The sequence below is a fragment of the Pseudomonas sp. HT11 genome (genome assembly GCF_044875395.1).
In the GTDB taxonomy this organism is placed as follows: domain Bacteria; phylum Pseudomonadota; class Gammaproteobacteria; order Pseudomonadales; family Pseudomonadaceae; genus Aquipseudomonas.
Genome location: NZ_CP173217.1, coordinates 122,501 through 141,304 on the forward strand (window position 1 = coordinate 122,501; position 18,804 = coordinate 141,304).

The 18,804-nt window shown below is 58.0% G+C and carries 12 protein-coding genes and 3 rRNA genes (1 of these 15 running past the window's edge); 6 read left to right on the forward strand and 9 right to left on the reverse strand.

All coding sequences use genetic code 11. From position 1 onward, the window contains the following. The 3 genes from ABWL43_RS00590 to rrf (ABWL43_RS00600) all read left to right on the forward strand — a co-directional run. Positions 1 to 1,777 (forward strand): 23S ribosomal RNA (locus tag ABWL43_RS00590) (it extends 1,115 nt beyond the left edge of the window). 170 nt (positions 1,778 to 1,947) lie between these two features. After that, positions 1,948 to 2,063 (forward strand): 5S ribosomal RNA (rrf, locus tag ABWL43_RS00595). Between the two features lie 109 nt (positions 2,064 to 2,172). Beyond that, positions 2,173 to 2,288: ribosomal RNA gene (gene rrf, locus ABWL43_RS00600) — 5S ribosomal RNA — on the forward strand. A gap of 182 nt (positions 2,289 to 2,470) precedes the next feature. Here rrf (ABWL43_RS00600) and ABWL43_RS00605 read toward each other — a convergent pair. The 3 genes from ABWL43_RS00605 to ABWL43_RS00615 all read right to left on the reverse strand — a co-directional run bounded on the left by ABWL43_RS00605 (position 2,471) and on the right by ABWL43_RS00615 (position 6,566). Next, positions 2,471 to 4,966, reverse strand: coding sequence for a TonB-dependent siderophore receptor (locus ABWL43_RS00605; protein ID WP_404486199.1), 2,496 nt, complete (start codon positions 4,964 to 4,966; stop codon positions 2,471 to 2,473). Between the two features lie 104 nt (positions 4,967 to 5,070). Continuing rightward, positions 5,071 to 6,054, reverse strand: coding sequence for a FecR domain-containing protein (locus ABWL43_RS00610; protein WP_404486201.1), 984 nt, complete (start codon positions 6,052 to 6,054; stop codon positions 5,071 to 5,073). Continuing rightward, positions 6,051 to 6,566 carry a sigma-70 family RNA polymerase sigma factor gene (locus ABWL43_RS00615; RefSeq protein ID WP_404486203.1) on the reverse strand — a complete coding sequence of 172 codons (516 nt, stop codon included), beginning with the start codon at positions 6,564 to 6,566 and terminating at the stop codon, positions 6,051 to 6,053. The genes ABWL43_RS00610 and ABWL43_RS00615 overlap by 4 nt, the downstream gene beginning before the upstream one ends. 279 nt (positions 6,567 to 6,845) lie before the next feature. Here ABWL43_RS00615 and ABWL43_RS00620 point away from each other — a divergent pair, with 279 nt between their 5' ends. After that, positions 6,846 to 8,726: a methyl-accepting chemotaxis protein gene (locus tag ABWL43_RS00620; protein WP_404486205.1), complete on the forward strand. Its 1,881-nt coding sequence runs from the start codon at positions 6,846 to 6,848 to the stop codon at positions 8,724 to 8,726. A 38-nt stretch (positions 8,727 to 8,764) separates the two neighbouring features. Here the strand turns inward: ABWL43_RS00620 and ABWL43_RS00625 are convergent, their stop codons facing one another. The 5 genes from ABWL43_RS00625 to ABWL43_RS00645 form a co-directional block, all read right to left on the reverse strand. Continuing rightward, a complete protein-coding gene (locus ABWL43_RS00625) occupies positions 8,765 to 9,223 on the reverse strand; it encodes an SRPBCC family protein (RefSeq protein WP_404486207.1) in 459 nt (152 codons plus the stop codon). Between the two features lie 17 nt (positions 9,224 to 9,240). Further along, the gene (locus ABWL43_RS00630; RefSeq protein WP_404486209.1) at positions 9,241 to 12,618 is read right to left on the reverse strand and encodes an amino acid adenylation domain-containing protein; all 3,378 of its coding nucleotides are present in this window, start codon (positions 12,616 to 12,618) and stop codon (positions 9,241 to 9,243) included. Then, complete coding sequence (locus ABWL43_RS00635) at positions 12,615 to 13,562, reverse strand: diiron oxygenase (protein ID WP_369303441.1); 948 nt, start codon at positions 13,560 to 13,562, stop codon at positions 12,615 to 12,617. Before ABWL43_RS00635 ends, ABWL43_RS00630 begins: the two co-directional genes overlap by 4 nt. Continuing rightward, positions 13,559 to 14,317, reverse strand: a complete 759-nt coding sequence (locus tag ABWL43_RS00640) for a DUF3050 domain-containing protein (protein WP_404486211.1) — start codon at positions 14,315 to 14,317, stop codon at positions 13,559 to 13,561. The genes ABWL43_RS00635 and ABWL43_RS00640 overlap by 4 nt, the downstream gene beginning before the upstream one ends. A gap of 363 nt (positions 14,318 to 14,680) precedes the next feature. Next, on the reverse strand, positions 14,681 to 15,391 hold the full coding sequence (locus tag ABWL43_RS00645) for a GntR family transcriptional regulator (RefSeq protein ID WP_242201948.1): 711 nt from the start codon (positions 15,389 to 15,391) through the stop codon (positions 14,681 to 14,683). Between the two features lie 252 nt (positions 15,392 to 15,643). Between ABWL43_RS00645 and lapG the strand changes: the two genes are divergently transcribed. After that, complete coding sequence (gene lapG / locus ABWL43_RS00650; protein ID WP_106580708.1) at positions 15,644 to 16,336, forward strand: cysteine protease LapG; 693 nt, start codon at positions 15,644 to 15,646, stop codon at positions 16,334 to 16,336. Positions 16,337 to 16,350: 14 nt separating this feature from the next. After that, positions 16,351 to 18,297, forward strand: a complete 1,947-nt coding sequence (gene lapD, locus ABWL43_RS00655; RefSeq protein ID WP_262207455.1) for a cyclic di-GMP receptor LapD — start codon at positions 16,351 to 16,353, stop codon at positions 18,295 to 18,297. A 152-nt stretch (positions 18,298 to 18,449) separates the two neighbouring features. Here lapD and ABWL43_RS00660 read toward each other — a convergent pair whose 3' ends face one another. Further along, positions 18,450 to 18,788 carry a hypothetical protein gene (locus tag ABWL43_RS00660; protein ID WP_016968775.1) on the reverse strand — a complete coding sequence of 113 codons (339 nt, stop codon included), beginning with the start codon at positions 18,786 to 18,788 and terminating at the stop codon, positions 18,450 to 18,452. Positions 18,789 to 18,804 lie beyond the last annotated feature (16 nt).

Below are 18,804 nucleotides of genomic sequence, written 5' to 3' on the forward strand. Positions count from 1 at the left end.
GAAGATGTAACGGGGCTCAAACCATACACCGAAGCTACGGGTATCACGTAAGTGATGCGGTAGAGGAGCGTTCTGTAAGCCTGTGAAGGTGAGTTGAGAAGCTTGCTGGAGGTATCAGAAGTGCGAATGCTGACATGAGTAACGACAATGGGTGTGAAAAACACCCACGCCGAAAGACCAAGGTTTCCTGCGCAACGTTAATCGACGCAGGGTTAGTCGGTCCCTAAGGCGAGGCTGAAAAGCGTAGTCGATGGAAAACAGGTTAATATTCCTGTACTTCTGGTTATTGCGATGGAGGGACGGAGAAGGCTAGGCCAGCTTGGCGTTGGTTGTCCAAGTTTAAGGTGGTAGGCTGAGATCTTAGGTAAATCCGGGATCTTAAGGCCGAGAGCTGATGACGAGTTAACTTTTAGTTAACGAAGTGGTTGATGCCATGCTTCCAAGAAAAGCTTCTAAGCTTCAGGTAACCAGGAACCGTACCCCAAACCGACACAGGTGGTTGGGTAGAGAATACCAAGGCGCTTGAGAGAACTCGGGTGAAGGAACTAGGCAAAATGGCACCGTAACTTCGGGAGAAGGTGCGCCGGTGAGGGTGAAGGACTTGCTCCGTAAGCTCATGCCGGTCGAAGATACCAGGCCGCTGCGACTGTTTATTAAAAACACAGCACTCTGCAAACACGAAAGTGGACGTATAGGGTGTGACGCCTGCCCGGTGCCGGAAGGTTAATTGATGGGGTTAGCTAACGCGAAGCTCTTGATCGAAGCCCCGGTAAACGGCGGCCGTAACTATAACGGTCCTAAGGTAGCGAAATTCCTTGTCGGGTAAGTTCCGACCTGCACGAATGGCGTAACGATGGCGGCGCTGTCTCCACCCGAGACTCAGTGAAATTGAAATCGCTGTGAAGATGCAGTGTATCCGCGGCTAGACGGAAAGACCCCGTGAACCTTTACTATAGCTTTGCACTGGACTTTGAATTTGCTTGTGTAGGATAGGTGGGAGGCTTTGAAGCGTGGACGCCAGTCTGCGTGGAGCCAACCTTGAAATACCACCCTGGCAACTTTGAGGTTCTAACTCAGGTCCGTTATCCGGATCGAGGACAGTGTATGGTGGGTAGTTTGACTGGGGCGGTCTCCTCCTAAAGAGTAACGGAGGAGTACGAAGGTGCGCTCAGACCGGTCGGAAATCGGTCGTAGAGTATAAAGGCAAAAGCGCGCTTGACTGCGAGACAGACACGTCGAGCAGGTACGAAAGTAGGTCTTAGTGATCCGGTGGTTCTGTATGGAAGGGCCATCGCTCAACGGATAAAAGGTACTCCGGGGATAACAGGCTGATACCGCCCAAGAGTTCATATCGACGGCGGTGTTTGGCACCTCGATGTCGGCTCATCACATCCTGGGGCTGAAGCCGGTCCCAAGGGTATGGCTGTTCGCCATTTAAAGTGGTACGCGAGCTGGGTTTAGAACGTCGTGAGACAGTTCGGTCCCTATCTGCCGTGGACGTTTGAGATTTGAGAGGGGCTGCTCCTAGTACGAGAGGACCGGAGTGGACGAACCTCTGGTGTTCCGGTTGTCACGCCAGTGGCATTGCCGGGTAGCTATGTTCGGAATAGATAACCGCTGAAAGCATCTAAGCGGGAAACTAGCCTCAAGATGAGATCTCACTGGAACCTTGAGTTCCCTGAAGGGCCGTCGAAGACTACGACGTTGATAGGTTGGGTGTGTAAGCGCTGTGAGGCGTTGAGCTAACCAATACTAATTGCCCGTGAGGCTTGACCATATAACACCCAAGCAATTTGCTTGCTTCGAGCTGAAAAGCGTAAGAGCACCAGATTGCGGTGTGTGAAGACGAAATGAACCGAAAGTTCGAACCTCACAAAACACCGAAAGCTGTCACATACCCAATTTGCTGAAGCGAGACCGCATGGTCACGACTCAGTACCCGAATTTCTTGACGACCATAGAGCATTGGAACCACCTGATCCCATCCCGAACTCAGCAGTGAAACGATGCATCGCCGATGGTAGTGTGGGGTTTCCCCATGTGAGAGTAGGTCATCGTCAAGATTAAATTCCAAAGCCCCTGTTTGCTAACGCAAACAGGGGTTTTGTTTATGTAGAAGTCCATGAATTTCACCGGCACGTTGCAAACGGAACGCGCTGGTACACAGAATTTCTTGACGACCATAGAGCATTGGAACCACCTGATCCCATCCCGAACTCAGCAGTGAAACGATGCATCGCCGATGGTAGTGTGGGGTTTCCCCATGTGAGAGTAGGTCATCGTCAAGATTAAATTCCGAAACCCCTGTCTGCTAACGCAGACAGGGGTTTTGTCGTTTTGGAGGACTGCCGCCGACTGAGAGAAGGCAGGTAAGTCCTCCCGGGTCGACCACATCAGATCACCCTGAACCCGGCCCACAAAAAAGCCAGTGCCTGAAAGCGGACACTGGCTTGTCAGAAACGCTAACAGATCAGAATTGATAGCTTACCGTCGCACTGACGTTACGCTCTTCGCCCAAATAGCAGAAGTTCAGGCTGGCACAGGACGCTACATAGGTCTCATTGGTCAGATTGTTCGCGTTCAACCGTACATCTACGCCTTTCAACCCAACCCTGCCCAAGTCATACCCCAAGGATGCGTCAAACAAGGTGTAGGCCGGTACCTTCATTGTGTTCTCCGCGTCTGCCCAGCTGTAGCCGACGTACCGAACCCCGCCGCCAATTCGCAAGCCGTCAAAGGCGCCGCTATCAAACGTGTAGTCCGCCCACACCGATGCCATATGGCGAGGTGCCTGCGTGGGGGAGTTGCCTTTGTTCTCGATCAAGTTGTCGGCTGAGCTCAATGTACTGACCATCGATTTTGAGTATTTAATGTCGGTAAAGGTATAGCTGCCCAAAATTTTCAGGTTATCGGTCAGTTGCATATGTGCTTCCAACTCCAGGCCCTGCGAGCGAACCGCACCTACTGCGCGATAGAAGTTTTCTTGTGGAAGCTTCGTCGCCAGGTTTTCTTGATCGATGCGAAACCAGGAGGCTGTAAACAGGTCATCCGTCCCCGGCGGCTGATACTTCAAGCCCGCTTCCCACTGCGTTCCATTGGTGGGTGCCAGCGGGTTACCGGCGCTGTCTGAATAGGAGTTCGGGTTGAACGACTCTGAATAGCTGACATAGGGTGCCAAGCCGTTATCAAACAAATACAGCGCGCCGGCTCGCCCAGTCAGCTTGGTACGCTTGTCAGAAATCTCTGTGCCCAGCGGTCGACCCGTTTCAGCAATACGGTTCTCGTCAGAGGTCTCTACCCAGTCCTGACGCAGCCCTAGAGAGAACCGCCATTTATCCATTTCGATCAGGTCTTGTAGATAAACGCCAGTTTGCTCAAGGCGACGCAGATAGCTGGTCAGGCTGGCATTGCTGATAGCAGTGTTGCCATAGACCGGGTTGAATGCGTTGATTGGCTGCAGTGACCCGCTCGTCCAGTCCACCACCGTTTTACGTCGCTGATAATCAGCTCCCATCAGCACGGTATGTTGGGTGGCCCCGGTAAAAAACTCCGCCTGCAGCATGTTGTCGATGATGAACGCATGCAGCTTCTCATCACCTCCCGAGTAATAGCGATTCAACTCGTTACTGGTCGGTGTGGTCCAGCCATAGGCGTACACCTGATCCAATTGCACCTTGGAGTCGAGATAGCGCAAGTTCTGTCGCGCAGTAAACACGTCGTTGAATCGATGCTCGAACTGATAGCCGAACGACTGCTGATCACGTTTGTAGCCATCAACTCCAGGTTCACCTTCAAAGAAGTGGCTGGAGATGCGCTGGCCATTACGCTGATGCAATGCGCCGTCTGCCGGCATACCGCCGTGATAGCCGCCATCAGGATCATGCTGCAGGTACGCCTGGAGTGTCAGCGAGGTGTCTTCGGTAAAGTCGATGCTGAGTGTCGGCGCCAAGGCAAAGCGCTTTTCTTTGGTGTGGTCGAACTGCGTATCGGCCTTGTCCGCTACACCGGTAAGCCGATAGGCAATGCGCTTGTCGTCATCCACGGGGCCACTGAAGTCAAAACCCATGCCCTGCTGGCCGTGACTGCCTGCCGTTGCTTGAACTTGATGGTAGGGCTCAAGCAATGGCTTCTTGCTGGTCAGCGCGACCAGGCCGCCGGGCGAGCTGCGTCCATAGAGGACAGAGGAAGGCCCCTCCAGAATGTCCACGCGCTCGAGAAAATACGGATCAACCTGCATGGTGCTATAGGTGCCGCTATCCCCCATGGACTTCAAGCCATCAAGGTAGATGTTGTCCACAGAACCATCGTTAAAACCGCGCATTGCCACGTAGTCATAACGGTGGGTCGCGCCATAGGGGTTGGTCAGTACACCAGGCGTGTAACGCATGGCTTGTGCGACGGTCTGGGAGCCTTGGTCGTCCATCTGCTCGCGCGTCACCACGGAGACGGTTTGCGACGTCTCCAGCAGCGCAGCGCTGGTCTTGGTTGCGATTTGGCTATGCGTCGCGTTATAGCCTTCCATGCTGCCTAAGGCATTACCCAGGGCGAAGCCTTTGATATCCGTGGTGGGCAGCGTCACGGTGCTGCTCTGCATCTGGGTCTCCAGCACAAAGCTGACACCATCTTGCGATACGGCCTGCAAGCCAGAGCCGCTGAGTAGATGATTCAACCCCTGCTCGGCTGAATACTCGCCGTGCAGCCCGGCTGATTGCCGGCCTTGGGTTTGCCCAGGCGTGCTGGAGAAGGTAATGCCTGCCTGACGGGCGAATTGATTGAGCACCTCGCCCAGGGCGCCGGCAGGCAGGTCGTAGCGCTGGTTAACCTGCTCGATGTTTGCTTGCCCAGCCATGCCGGCGATCGGAACCGCGCCTATGCCCAGCGCGGTCGACAGCAATGCCGCACGGATGGATTTAGCCAAAAGGGGGTAGGAAGAGCACGATGAGTTGCCGGGAAAACGCGCTGTCATGATCAAGATCCGTGGAGGCCGGTGAGGGCTGATTGAAAGGCTTACTGTCTAAGCCGGTCTCACGGAAAAAAACCGCCAAAAAACTTTATATAAAACATAAAAAATCAGGCTGAACGTTCCAGGCTTACCCACCAACGCGTGCGATAGCGCACTTCAACAGACAGCGTCTGTGCAACGACCGCCAACAATTTATCCGTGTCCTCCAGGCGGAAAACCCCCGACAACCGCAAGTCGCTGGCTTCTGCCGAACAACCCAGATAACCATGGCGATAGCGCCCCACCTCCGACAGGAAGGCAGCCAGGCGCATGTTCCGCGTCACGATCAGCCCATCGACCCAGGCGCCCATGTCCATATCCAGCGGCGGCGCCAGCGTGGCATGCGTGCGATGTACCAGATAGTTCTCTCCTGCGTGGACTTGAGTCGACAGTCCGTCTGCCGAGTGTGGTGAGTGAATGGCCACGTTGCCACTGACCACACTCAAGCGTGTGCAATCGCTGTCTTGGCGCACGGCAAAGCGCCTGTCGATACCTTCGAGCAAGCCATGCCGAGTTTGCACCAGCAGTGGCGCTGAAGAAGGCGCGCCGCACGTCACCAGGATTTCCCCGCGAACCAGCGTGATCAGACGCTGCTGTGCGTTGAAGTCCAGGTCCACGGCGCTGTCGGTGTTGAGTTGCACGCGAGCGCCATCCGGCAATTGCACGCTGCGCCGTTCCCCTGTGGCAGTCGCAAGGTCGGACGTCCAGCGCTGCCAGCCGGTCAGGTCGCGGCTTAACCAGGCTGCGGAGCCCACCAACATGACGCCAGACAACATCTTCAGTGCCTGCCGCCGGCCCACGCCTTGCGAAGCATTTTCCAAGGCCACGCGCGCACCGGGAATCGCGGCCATTTGGCTGCTCAATTCCTGCTGCAGTGCTTGTACCCGCTGCCAGGCCAATTCATGGTCGTCATGCGCTTCGCGCCAGCGCTCACATTGTGCATGCAAGCGCACATTGGCCCGGTTATTACGCAGGCGCAGTGCCCAAGTGATGGCCTGCTTGACCACCTGAGGATCTGGCCCCGGGCGCGCGGCATTATCCATCGGGGTCATGCTTCATAACGCACTACGTAACAGTGATACAGCGCCTGCGCGATATACCGTTCCACTGTTCGCAACGACACCCCCATCTGCAGCGCGATCTGCTTGTGCGCCAACCCATCACACTGAGCCAGCAGAAACGCCTGACGTACTTTCGGTTTCAATCCGTCCAGAAGACGGGCGATTTCCTCCAGCAGTTCCAGCACCAACATCCGTGCTTCTGCGCTGGGTGCCAACGCTTCAGGCAGATGGGCAATAGACTCAAGGTAGGCGCGCTGGATTTCTTCGCGCCGCCAATGATCAATCACCAGGCCGCTGGCGATGCTTCGCAGAAAGGCGCGAGGAGCTTTGAGTTCAAGGCGTTCGGTTTTTTGCAGCAAGCGCATGAACGTGTCTTGAGCCAGGTCCGCTGCATCCGCCGCATTGCCCAGGCGACTGCGCAGCCACCGGTTGAGCCAGCTGTGATGGGCGCTGTAAAGCGTCTGCACAACAGGTTCACAAGGGATGTACTCGGTAGATGGCATTCACACAGGCCCGGCCAAACGTCACAAATGATAATTAGTCGCATTGTCTGGGAGGCTGAAAAATTTTGCAACGCCAGAGCCTGCAGATCTACCGCCGGTCGGGTTCCTACTCAAAATGAGGATGCTTCTCACAAATTTCTAAGATTTATCCTGGCCTGGCCGAAAGCCTGACGAGCCATGCGTGCACCGAAATAGAGCGGTCGCAGAGTCCGCCTATCCCGTTACATGGAATGTTCCACTCGGCACGCTCATCCCCATTTGGCAAAAGAAGTCGATGAAATGAATCTTAAGTTCAGTCATAAAATTCTGCTGGCCGCATCAGGCGTCGTGGTTCTCGCGTTCGCGTTATTCACGCTTTACAACGACTACCTGCAGCGCAGCACCATCAAGCAAAACCTGGACTCGTCTATCCAGCAATCAGGCGAACTCACGGCCAGCAGTGTGCAGAACTGGCTCAGTGGCCGCATTCTGGTACTCGAAAGCCTGGCGCAAAACGTTGCCCATCAGGGCAGTCAGGCCGATCTTCCTGGTTTGGTTGATCAGCCGGCGTTCACCTCGAACTTCCAGTTCACCTACGTCGGGCAAACCAACGGGGTGTTCACCCAGCGTCCTGACGCGAAGATGCCTGACGATTACGACCCGCGTCAGCGCCCTTGGTACAAGCAGGCGGTGGCTGCCGATAAACCCATGCTGACTCCGCCTTACATGGCCGCAGTCGGCGGGCAGATCGTAACCATTGCTCTGCCCGTCAAAAAGAACGGTGAGCTGTTGGGTGTGGTCGGCGGCGACCTGAGCCTGCAAACCCTGGTGAAGATCATCAACTCGGTAGACTTCGGCGGGATCGGCCATGCGTTCCTGGTCAGCGCCGATGGCCAGGTCATCGTCAGTCCTGACCAGGACCAGGTGATGAAAAACCTCAAGGACATCTACCCAGGTACCAACCTGCGTATCGAAAAGGTCAGCCAGGACGTGGTTCTCAATGGCCAGGACCGCATTCTTTCGTTCACGCCGATCAGCGGTTTGCCCGGTGCAGATTGGTACATCGGTCTGTCGATCGACAAAGACAAAGCCTACGCACCACTTGGCAAATTCCGTACTTCGGCGTTGATCGCCATGCTGATCGCGGTTGTCGCCATTGCCGTGCTGTTGAGCCTGTTGATCCAAGTACTGCTGCGCCCGCTGACCACCATGGGTGTGGCCATGCAGGACATTGCCCAGGGTGAGGGCGATTTGACTCGCCGCCTGGACGTAACCAGCAAGGACGAGTTTGGCGAGGTAGGCAGCGCCTTCAACCAGTTCGTCGAGCGTATCCACGCGTCTATTTCCGAAGTGTCTTCGGCAACGCGTCAGGTGCATGACCTGTCCCAGCGCGTGATGGCGTCGTCGAACGCCTCGATCATCGGCTCGGACGAGCAAAGCGCACGCACCAACAGCGTGGCCGCGGCGATCAACGAGCTGGGTGCCGCTACCCAGGAAATTGCGCGTAACGCAGCTGATGCTTCGCAGCATGCCAGTGGTGCCAGTGAACAAGCAGACGACGGGCGCAAGGTGGTGGAGAAAACCATCCTGGCAATGTCGGAACTGTCGCAGAAGATCAGCCTGTCCTGCACTCAGATCGAAACCCTGAACGCCAGCACCGACAACATTGGCCACATCCTTGATGTGATTAAAGGCATCTCCCAGCAAACCAACTTGTTGGCGCTCAATGCCGCAATCGAGGCCGCGCGTGCCGGGGAAGCCGGGCGTGGGTTTGCCGTGGTTGCCGATGAAGTGCGTAACCTCGCTCACCGTACCCAGGAGTCCGCCGAAGAGATCCACAAGATGATCACGTCGCTGCAAGTGGGCTCGCGTGAGGCGGTGACCACCATGAACGCCAGCCAGACCTCCAGCGAGGAGAGCGTTGAAGTGGCCAACCAGGCCGGCGAGCGCCTGGTCAGCGTGACGCAGCGAATCGTCGAGATCGATGGCATGAACCAGTCGGTCGCGGCGGCTACCGAGGAGCAGACCGCTGTGGTTGAGACCCTCAATGTCGACATCAACCAGATCAACCTGCTGAATCAGCAGGGTGTGGCCAACCTCAACGAAACGCTGAAGGACTGCGATGCGCTGTCTCAGCAAGCGAGCCGCCTGAAGCAACTGGTCGACAGCTTCAAAATCTGACCGGGCCCTGCAGGAGCGAGGCGTCTCGCTCCTGCTGATCAGCTGAACATCTGGCGTACATTCTCCAGGGCAGTGTCGGCGAAGGTCTGCACAAACTGTTCAAACGCCGCCTGGGTGGTATCGACCGGCTCACCCATGAGCGTCCAGGTTGCCCGGGAACATCCTGTGCCGAGCGCTTCCACCTGCATGGCAGCCCACAGCCGGGCGACACCCAAGGTGTTGTAGAGTGTGGTCCAGGTCATGTACATGGCGTCGTCGTCGCGGCTGTTGAGTTGCTCAACGACGCAATGGCCATCGTGGAAATATTTCGTGCGCAAGGCGCCTATGCCTGTGCCCGTCATTTCGACGTGCGAGAGAGTCGGAACGAAGGCATCAAAGCCTGCAAAATTGCCCACCACTTGCCACAGATCAGCGGCCTCGCACGCGACGTCAACAGACGCCACCACCGGTGTGCCGTTCGGGTTGCGAATTAATGTATCGGGTTGCAGCAGATTCATAGAAATGTCCTGAACGGTCAGAGAAAGCCGATGGCCTTGAGGTGGTCGCAGCCCCTGCGCAACAGCGCCGGGTCCTTGTGCGGGTACTGCTCGCCCATCGCCTCCACACCCTGGCGTGCGTTCTCGTGGCAAATCATCGTGATGTCGCTGATGTCTTCTGCGAGGTTATCCAGGTAGAAGCCCAGCACGCCAAACAGCGCGTTATCGGGGCCTACCGTTCGCAGCTCGGTCTGCCACTGCGCAACGCTTACTCGCTCGAAGCAGTGGCCTGCCTGACTGAATGCATCAAGGTAGTGATCCCAGCTCAAAGGCTGTGGGTTGTGCAGGTTGAATACGTTTCGTCTTGCAACAAAGCGGCCGCAATGAAACGCAACAAAACGGGCAAAGAAGTCCACCGGCATCAGGTCGAAGTTCACCTGCAGGCGCGGCGCCAGGCCCAATTGCAACGAACCCTTGAGCATCATCATCAGACGGTTGTTTTGCGGCTTGCAGACGCCGTTGCGGCTATTGAAAGCGATGTTTCCCGGGCGATAGATGTTCACCCATGCGCCTTGCTCGACTGCACGCCCCAGCAAGCGTTCGGCGACCCACTTGGAGAGGTTGTAGCCATTCTTGAGGTAGAGCGGCAACGTGGTTGCAGCCGGCGTTTCGAGGATGTGTCCCTGGGCGTCGACACTGCTGCAGGCCGACAGGGTCGAGATGAAATTGAAGACTTTCTTGCAGTGGGTTTCACACAGGCGCAGGCACTCACGTATCGGTTCGACGTTGTCCTGGGCGAGTGAGGCGTAATCCATCACATGATTGACCCGCGCCGCGTTGTGCACCAAGACCCCGTGGTTACGGGCGAGGTGCTCATACACATCGCTGGCCAGGCCCAGCCGGGGCAAGCCCATATCGGCGGCATATACCTGCACCCGACTCAAATCCAGATGTTCCAGCCGGTACTCGCGCAATGCCTGGGTGAACCGCGTCATCGCCGACTGCCCCGGCTGTTCACGCACCAGGCATGCCACCTCCTGCACACCGCCGGCCAACAAGGCTTCGACGAGGTGCACGCCGACGAAACTGTTGGCGCCCGTGACAATCACCTTGCGCGGATCGCCAGCGCGGTCCTCATGCAGCGTTTCTATATTCAGCGCTTGCGACGCATCCTTTTCCACCTGGCCTGACAGTGCATGCGGCAGTGCGCCGTCTTCCATCAGCACGCAGAGCGTACGAATTGTCGGTGCTTCAAAGAAACTGCTCAGTGAAAGGCTGCGGCCAAACGCTTTGCGCAGACGCAGCAGCAGGGTGGACAGCAGAATGGAATGACCGCCCAGGTTGAAAAACCCATCGTCGATGGAAATGTCGCCATCCGGCACCGCCAACAACTCGCTCCACAGCGCCACCAACCGCATTTGCAGAGGCGTTCGTGCAGCATTGCAGTCGTTGCGCGCAGTGGCGTGTTTCGGTATCGCCAGCAATGCCTGGCGGTCGATCTTGCCGTGGTGAGTGCGCGGCAGAGTGGGTAATTCTGTCCACACCTCGGGCTGCATGTAGGTCGGCAGCCATTGCCGCGCATGGTGCTTGAGGCCCCCCATGGTGGCGCCTGGTTCGGGTTGGGCGGCAAAGCTGAGGATCCTGCGGTCAGGATCAATCAGCACCGCCACTTGGCGAAACAGCCGACTGCTACGCAGGCATTGCTCAATCTCCTGGGGCTCGACCCGAAAGCCGCGGATCTTCACCTGATCATCCCGCCGGCCGCCCAGTTCGATACCGTCGGCCGTCCATTTCGCCCGGTCGCCACTGCGGTATGCCCTCACTGATCGGCCGCCCGGCAGTGTCAGCTCAACAAACGGGCTGTCGGCCCCTTGCGGCGCGCTCACATACCCAAGGCCCAGGCCAGGGCCGACGATATACAGATCGCCCATCACCTGTTCATCCACCGGGTGCAGGTCGTCGTCGAGGATCAGCACCTGGCTGTTGGCAATGGGGCGGCCAAGATTGCGTGTGCTGTCACCGGGCTGGAACGTTCGGTGGGTGACCAGTACCGTCGTTTCGGTAGGGCCGTAGAAATTGTGCAGGTGGCATTGGCTCGCCAGGCATTCGATCACATGCGGCTCGCAGGCATCGCCGCCCGTCATCAAGTGAGTCAAACCCAAGGGCTGATCCAGCGGCAGAATGCTCAGCAGCGCCGGCGGCAGAAACGCGTGGCTGATGCCCTGTTGGCGAATCAGCTCGACCAGTTGCTGAGGATCGTGCCGTTGGCGCTCGCTCGGGACGACCAACTCGGCCCCGGCTATCAGGGCAGGGAAGATGTCGATCAGCGCTGAGTCAAAACTCAGCGGCGAAAATTGCAGCACGCGGCTGTGCTCGTCCAACGACATACAGGCGCCAAGCCAGGCGGTGAAATGCGCAAGGTTGCGTTGGCTGAGCAGTACGCCTTTCGGTTGGCCGGTGGTGCCTGAGGTGAAAAGCGCCACGCAGGGCGCCTCGCTGCTGGGACGATGCTGCATCAGCGGGCGTGTGATGTCGGCACAGGTCGGGTCGACAGTGCTGACATTCAGGGTAACGAAATCGTCGCGCAAAGGGTGCTGACCCTCTACCACCAATACCCTGGCGTTGCTGCTTTGCAGCATGGCGCGCTGGCGTTGCGGCGGATGATCCGGTGCCAGTGGCAGGTACACCGCGCCGCAACCCAGCACCGCCAGAATGCTGGCATACAGATCGACGGATTTTTCCAGGCACACGCCGACCACGGTTGGCGTCTGCGCCTGTTCCAGCAGGGGCCGCAGGCCTTGCTGGATCGACACGGCGCGATCCAGTAATTGACGGTAGGTCAGCACGCTGCCCGCGATGTTCAGCGCCGGTCGTTCAGCAAAGGAATGAAGGCTGGCCTGTAACCGTTCGATCATCGGCACCTGGGCAGCCTGTAACAGTGCCGGCTGCGAAGTACGGTTGAATCGATGCAGGAACGCCAACCCATCAAGCCCTTGAAGGCCTTGCTCAGGCCAGGCATTAGCGACGGTTGTTGCCGAAAAAAACGCCGGGTCTCGCGAGAATTGGCTGACCAGTGAGGCTACCCATTCCACCAGGGCATTCGTCGCTTGTTGGCGCAATCGCTCGCCGTTGCCGCTGGGCTCCTCGGTAATATTGCGTATCGACAGTACGCGACGGGTCTGGTCATAGCAGCGCAATTGCACCGCAGGAAGCCCGTGTTCAGACACCGGGCCAATGCCCAGTCGCAGGCTGATCCGCTGGGTTCTATCGGCAGGCTCGCGCAGCGGTTGGCTGCCGTCTTCAATCATGACGTCGAGGGACTCCGTCGCGGTGACATGTCCGTACTGCTCCAGCGTTTGCCTGATCGCTTCCAGGGCTTTGCTGGTGCCGCTCCATCCCATGTTCAAGCGCCTCATGGCTGCCTCCCCGATTCGGGTAAATAGGCGCTCAGGGCCAGGGCGACGCTCGGGGTGTGCAGCACACCGCTGTGGTGCAGAAAACCCATGATATTGCCGAGCAGCGGGTGCTGGCGGGTGATGGGAAAGTGCAGCGCTGCGACTTCGTCCTCAAGCGCACGGCGAACGTCGGCGCCGACGTCCAGGTGTTCGATCAACTGCAGATCGAAAGCTTTCTGCAGATCGTTGGTCAGGTAATGCGTCAAGAACACCGGCAAGGTAGCCGCGATGCTGTCGCGGTCGGCCGGGTTTGCCGACTGCCAGTAGATACGCACCAGGTGGGTCCAGAACTGTGCATGGCGGCCTTCATCAAACAGGTGGTCGGCCATCAAGCCGCGTATGGACGGTTTGACGCTGTCATCTTTGGCAAACGCCGCGACGTCATGGGTGATGGTGTTCTCGGCGATAGCCACGCCAATCAATTCCACGGCATCACGCAGGTGCGGCGGTGCCAGCGCCTGGGCTGCGGGCAAGGCATGGCTCAGTTCGATTTGGCCAGGCAAGTCGAGCGGTTGCAGGCCCGTCATGGCCACGGTCTGTTGCAGGAAATCCAGCGCGACCAGCGCGTGGTAATCCTCATCGACCACGACGGTCATTGCGTCGTAGCGACAGGCGAGGGGGAAGGTCAGCGAGAAGCGATTCTTGGCAATGCTGCGAGCGGTCTTGTCGACGATCTCGGTTTCGAAGATCACCACGTCATTGAGGAATTTGTAGAAGCTTTGCACCAGCACGAAGTCGCGCCACTGCGAGCAATGCTCAAGGAAAGTCGCGCTCAGCACCAGGGGCTGGCGGCTCGCGGGATAGATCAGCCTGTCGTCGTTTTCCAGCATGCGCCGCGGACGTGTACGCAGGGTTGCACGGCGTTCCCAGTCATCGGCGAAGGAGCGATAGTCGGCGGCGTTCATGGCTGCCTCTCTTGCAGCGAGGCGCGCACGTCGTCCCAGAAGCGGAGGCGGCTGTGCACGGCGCCCAGAGCGATTTCATCGGCCTGGCGTTGGCGAGTCGGGTCTGTACCGATCAGGCGCTGAAGTAGCAGCTCTGCGGCGGGCCCATGCCCTTGCGTGTCCAGTTCGATGTGACGGTTCAAGTAGTAGCAGAAGGTCGGCGCCTGGCGGCCCTTGAATACATCGCCGCGCAGAATGCACGCGAACGTGGTGGGAATGACGCTCTCGCGTCCATGCAGGAAGGCGGACGCTACGCCGTGGGTGGGCGCGTTCAAGGCGATCTGCAACGTGCTTTCGACAAAGCGGGCTACGCCTGGCGGCGCATCGACCTGATGCAAGGCTGCGCCGGCTTCGGTCCCTTGACGCTGCAGCTCAATGAAGCGCCGGACGACGCGGGTGTCAGCGCCTACTTCGGCCATCGCTTGCAGGTACAGGTCGAAGTGGCTGCAATGGCCCTGTGCGGGGTGTGCATCGGACTCTTCACCGAGCACGATTTCGTTGATGAGGCGTGCCGCTTGCGGGTCGAGGGGCGGCAGCCAGGGTAATTGCGTGCAGCTCAGGTCCTGCTGCAAGCGTTTGGTCAGGCTCATGAAGTCCCAAACGGCAAATACATGGTGTTGCATAAAACGCTGTAACTTGGTCAATGAAGTTATTTCTTCAAATAACGGATGGCTGCACAGCTGCAGTTTCTTTTGTTCAAGTAAGTGTTGATGCATGGTTGATGCCTATAAGTTATTGCGACTGCTCTGAAAACAGTGTTGGGATTTATAACTGGGCGTGCATGCGTGGCGCATAGCCAGACCCCGCGCGCAGTAAGAACGCGACTAGACTGCGCAGCAAAATGAAGTGTTTGTTGTATGAGGCAGCGATAGTAAGCTGATTAAACGTTTGGGCGAGATGGTGAAAGTATTAGATATTTTTTCGAAATACAGTTTGTTGTAAGTAACTTGCTTGAATGGAAGTGGGACGTTTCTTTAAGTTAGCCGGGCATCAATAAATAGGCGATGTATACCGTGGGGGCCCTTCCGCACAGAAAGGGGCCTTCACCGTATAAGGATCTACAAAACGCGTGGTAAAACTTACTGCGTGTCGAGTGTTGCGGCGGCTTCAAGACCGTTGAGGTAGGTGGAGATGACCTCCATGCCGCGCATCAGGTGGTTGCGCAACGTCAGGATGCTTTCGTCGGTTTTCTTCTGGGCTACCAGGCTCAGCAGTTCACGGTGATCTTCCTGGGACGTCTCGCCCAGCCCCATCGCTTCGAGGTTGAAGCGCAGAAAGCGTTCTTCCTCGTTCAAGCCGTGTTCAACCAACTTGAGCAAACGCTGGTTGGGTGCCTTGCTATAAAGCGCCATGTGAAACAGACGATTGAGACGGCCGATCTCGGCGTAATCTTTCTCCTGCTCCAGCGCTTTGATCAAGGCGTCGGCTTCGGCAATGTCGGCGTCGGTAAGCAACGGGATCGACAGGCGCAGCGCTTCGGATTCCAGCAGCATGCGCAGGGCATAGGTTTCAGCTGAATTGTCTTCGATCAACGGCGCAACCACGGCGCCCTTGTGCGTCACCACATGCAGCAAAGACTGGGCTTCCAGCTGGCGCAAAGCTTCGCGCACGGGCATGCGGCTGACACCGAACAGGCTGGCGAGCTCTTGCTGGCGCATCGCGGTACCACAGGGCAGTCGACCGTCGAGAATGGCATTGCGCAGGGTTTCTTCAATAACGGCGCGGGCAAGGTGGGCGGGAATAGGCCCGCTGATTTTGATGCTGCTTAACGGGTTCGGCTTCTGCGTCACGGTTACGCTATCCTCCTTATTGTTGAATGGAGTGTGTTTAATTGGATCCAATGCACACTAAAGATGGCCCACACGCTTGTCAAACAGCCAAAGTTTCCGTTTGTAAGGGCTTACAAGCTGTACTTTGTGCATCCCACAGCGGGGGGTCATGAACTTCGCCCCCGTATGAATGATTGCACTGTGCCATTGTTTTTTGTCGGTTGAGGCTTCACCATCCTTTGAAATTCCGTCTCTCTTCACGGACTGAACGCCTTGGCGGTAAGTTTTATTCCCTCTCGAATCCTTAGCTGGCTATTTTCAGCGATTCTGTTGGCTGGCTTGATGCTCGGCGGGCTGCATGCCGATTGGGATTTCTCTCAGATCAGCCGCAAAGCCACCGCCTTGTACGGGCCGCTGGGTGAGGGCCAGCAGCGGATTGACGCCTGGCAGCGGTTGCTCGCGACCCAAAAGCAGGTCGACGAGCAGGAGCAGCTCAAGGTCGTCAATCTGTTCTTCAACAAGCAAATGACGTACGTGGAAGACATCGACCTGTGGCACGTGGTCGATTATTGGGAGACGCCCATCGAAGCCCTGTGGAAAGGTGCCGGAGATTGTGAAGACTATGCAATCGCCAAGTATTTCAGCCTGCGTCACCTGGGCGTTTCCAGCGACAAATTGCGCATTACCTACGTCAAGGCCTTGCGTCAGAATCGCGCGCACATGGTGCTGACGTATTATTCGACCCCGAACGCCATCCCGCTGGTGCTCGATAGCCTGATGGACGAGATCCTGCCGGCCACCCGCCGTACCGACCTGATTCCCGTGTATTCCTTCAACGCCGAGGGTTTGTACCTGCCCGGCGCCAAGGGCAACACGAAAGTCGGTGATACCAAACGCTTGTCGCGCTGGCAGGATGTGTTGAGAAAAATGCGTGCCGAAGGCTTCCCGGCCGAGCCTGCCAACTAGGAGTAACTGATCGGATGTCTCTGTTCAAACAACTATTGATCGCAATCTGTCTGTTCCTGGTGGTCGCCTTCAGTGGCAGCTTCATGGTCAGCCTGGAAAGCTCGCGCACCCAATACGTCAACCAGCTTCGCTCCCACGCGCAGGATGCGGCGACCGCACTGGCGTTGTCGCTGACGCCCAATATCGACGACCCGGCCATGGTCGAACTGCTGGTCAGCTCGATCTTCGACAGCGGCTATTACGCAAGCATCCGCGTGGTGGACCTGGCCACGGATAAAACCATCGTCGAGCGCAGCGGCATTCCCGACAACAACGGTGTGCCCAACTGGTTCGTGAAATTGATCGGCCTGGAGCCGGCGGGTGGCGATGCGCTGGTCAATCGCGGCTGGGAGCAGGCGGCGCGCGTGGAGGTGGTCAGTCACCCGATGTTCGCCCTGGCCAAACTCTGGCAAAGCGCCCTGGGCAGCCTCGGCTGGCTGTTGCTGTGCGGCGCGGTCAGTGCGGTGCTTGGCGCGTTGTTGCTGCGTCGGCAGTTGAAGCCATTGGACTACATGGTCAAGCAGTCCCACGCCATTGCCCGTCGCGAGTTTCTCAGCTTGCCCGACCTGCCGCGCACGCCGGAACTGCGCCGCGTAGTGCAGGCCATGAACCAGATGGTGGAAAAGCTCAAGGCGCTGTTCCAGGAGCAGGCCGAGCGCAGCGAAAAGCTGCGCATCGAGTCCTATCAAGACAACCTCACCGGCCTCGCCAACCGGCGTTATTTCGAAATGCAGCTCAACGCCCGCGTGAGTAACCCGGAAGAGACCAGCTCCGGCTATCTGCTGCTGCTGCGGGTCAAGGACCTGGCCGGTCTCAACCAGCGCCTCGGGGGCCAGCGTACCGACCAATTGCTGCAAGCGGTCGGCGAACAGCTGCTGCGCGAGTGCGAGCCGTACCCGGAAACCCACAACCTCGTCACCCGTATCCGTGGCGGTGAGTTTGCGGTGCTGGCGCCGGGGCTGGTGCGCGAAGAAGCGCTGCAACTGGCGCAGAACCTTGAGACCACGTTGCTCAGCCTGCAGGCCACTGGCGCCAGTGATGTCACGCCGGTTGCCTATATCGGCCTGGCACCGTTCAACCATGGTGACTCGCCTCAAGCGTTGTTGACCCTGGCTGACCAAGCCCTGGCCCAGGCCGAAGGGCAGGGCGACACCAGCTGGGTGTGCCTGGACCATAGCGCCGCCGCCAGCGTCGGCGACGATCACCATGCGTGGCACACGCTGCTCGACCAGGCCCTGACCCAGCAGCGTTTCCAGCTGTACTTCCAACCGGTCGTCGCCAGCCAGGACCCGCAGCTGGTCTTGCACTACAAAGTGCTGTCGCGCTTGCAGGATGAAGACGGCCACACGATACCTGCCGGGCGTTTCCTGCCGTGGCTTGAGCGCTTCGGCTGGACGGCGCGCCTGGACCGCTTGATGCTCGAGCAGGTACTCAAGCAAATGGCCGGCCACAGCCATAGCCTGGCGCTGAACCTGTCTGCCGCGACCTTGCAGGATGCTCAGGCGCTGAATCGGATTTTTGAGCTGCTGCGCCAGCACAGCAACCTGGGCCCGCGCCTGACCCTGGAAATCGGTGAAGAACAATTGCCGGAACAGGCGCTGCTGGAGCAGTTGACCCAGCGCCTGCGCGAGCTGGGCTTCTCTCTGAGCCTGCAGCGCTTTGGTGGGCGTTTCAGCATGATCGGCAACCTTGCACGGCTGGGCCTGGCGTACCTGAAAATCGACGGCAGCTACATCCGCGCCATCGATCAGGAAAGCGACAAACGCCTGTTTATCGAGGCGATCCAGCGTGCGGCCCACAGCATCGACTTGCCATTGATTGCCGAGCGTGTGGAAACCGAAGGGGAGCTGAAGGTGATTCGCGAGATGGGGATATTTGGTGTGCAGGGGCAGCTATTCGGTGAACCGGCGCCCTGGAAATAATCCAAACCTAACGGGGCACTCGCTTGTGTGGGAGCTGGCTTGCCTGCGATAGCATCACTTCGGTCCGCCTGATACACCGAGGTGCCTGCATCGCAGGCAAGCCAGCTCCCAAAAAAGCCTGCCCCGGTTTAGCTTCGGTTTGCCTAACTAAATCAGATCAACCCAGTCTCTTCATCATTGATCAGGTGGCTCAACCCGCCCAACGCTTCCCGCGCGTGGGTACGGTCCATCAGCTTGGCCTGCGCTGCCGGCGGCAGGTCCGTCACGCTGATCACGCCCTTGCGCGTCAGCACCTGAATCAAGTCGTCCAGCACCCGAATCATCTCCAGGTCACTTTGCTTGAGCTGCGCCAGGCTGGTTTCCACCACTTCGTTGGCGTACCAGGCCTGAATCTCATGGTGATCGGCCGGCAGGGTCTCAGTTGATTCGGCAAAGGCGGCGGCCTCCACGCGACTCAGTGCACCCTGTGCATCACGTTGCACGTAAAACATAAGAAACCCTCGAAAA

Excerpts from the sequence above, each read along its gene's own strand:
- lapD (WP_262207455.1), top strand. The coding sequence starts at position 16,351 with ATGTCTCTGTTCAAACAACTATTGATCGCAATCTGTCTGTTCCTGGTG.
- ABWL43_RS00610 (WP_404486201.1), bottom strand. The coding sequence starts at position 6,054 with ATGACCCCGATGGATAATGCCGCGCGCCCGGGGCCAGATCCTCAGGTG.
- ABWL43_RS00640 (WP_404486211.1), bottom strand. The coding sequence starts at position 14,317 with ATGCATCAACACTTACTTGAACAAAAGAAACTGCAGCTGTGCAGCCAT.
- ABWL43_RS00620 (WP_404486205.1), top strand. The coding sequence starts at position 6,846 with ATGAATCTTAAGTTCAGTCATAAAATTCTGCTGGCCGCATCAGGCGTC.
- ABWL43_RS00635 (WP_369303441.1), bottom strand. The coding sequence starts at position 13,562 with ATGAACGCCGCCGACTATCGCTCCTTCGCCGATGACTGGGAACGCCGT.
- ABWL43_RS00615 (WP_404486203.1), bottom strand. The coding sequence starts at position 6,566 with ATGCCATCTACCGAGTACATCCCTTGTGAACCTGTTGTGCAGACGCTT.
- ABWL43_RS00605 (WP_404486199.1), bottom strand. The coding sequence starts at position 4,966 with ATGACAGCGCGTTTTCCCGGCAACTCATCGTGCTCTTCCTACCCCCTT.
- ABWL43_RS00660 (WP_016968775.1), bottom strand. The coding sequence starts at position 18,788 with ATGTTTTACGTGCAACGTGATGCACAGGGTGCACTGAGTCGCGTGGAG.
- ABWL43_RS00625 (WP_404486207.1), bottom strand. The coding sequence starts at position 9,223 with ATGAATCTGCTGCAACCCGATACATTAATTCGCAACCCGAACGGCACA.
- ABWL43_RS00630 (WP_404486209.1), bottom strand. The coding sequence starts at position 12,618 with ATGAGGCGCTTGAACATGGGATGGAGCGGCACCAGCAAAGCCCTGGAA.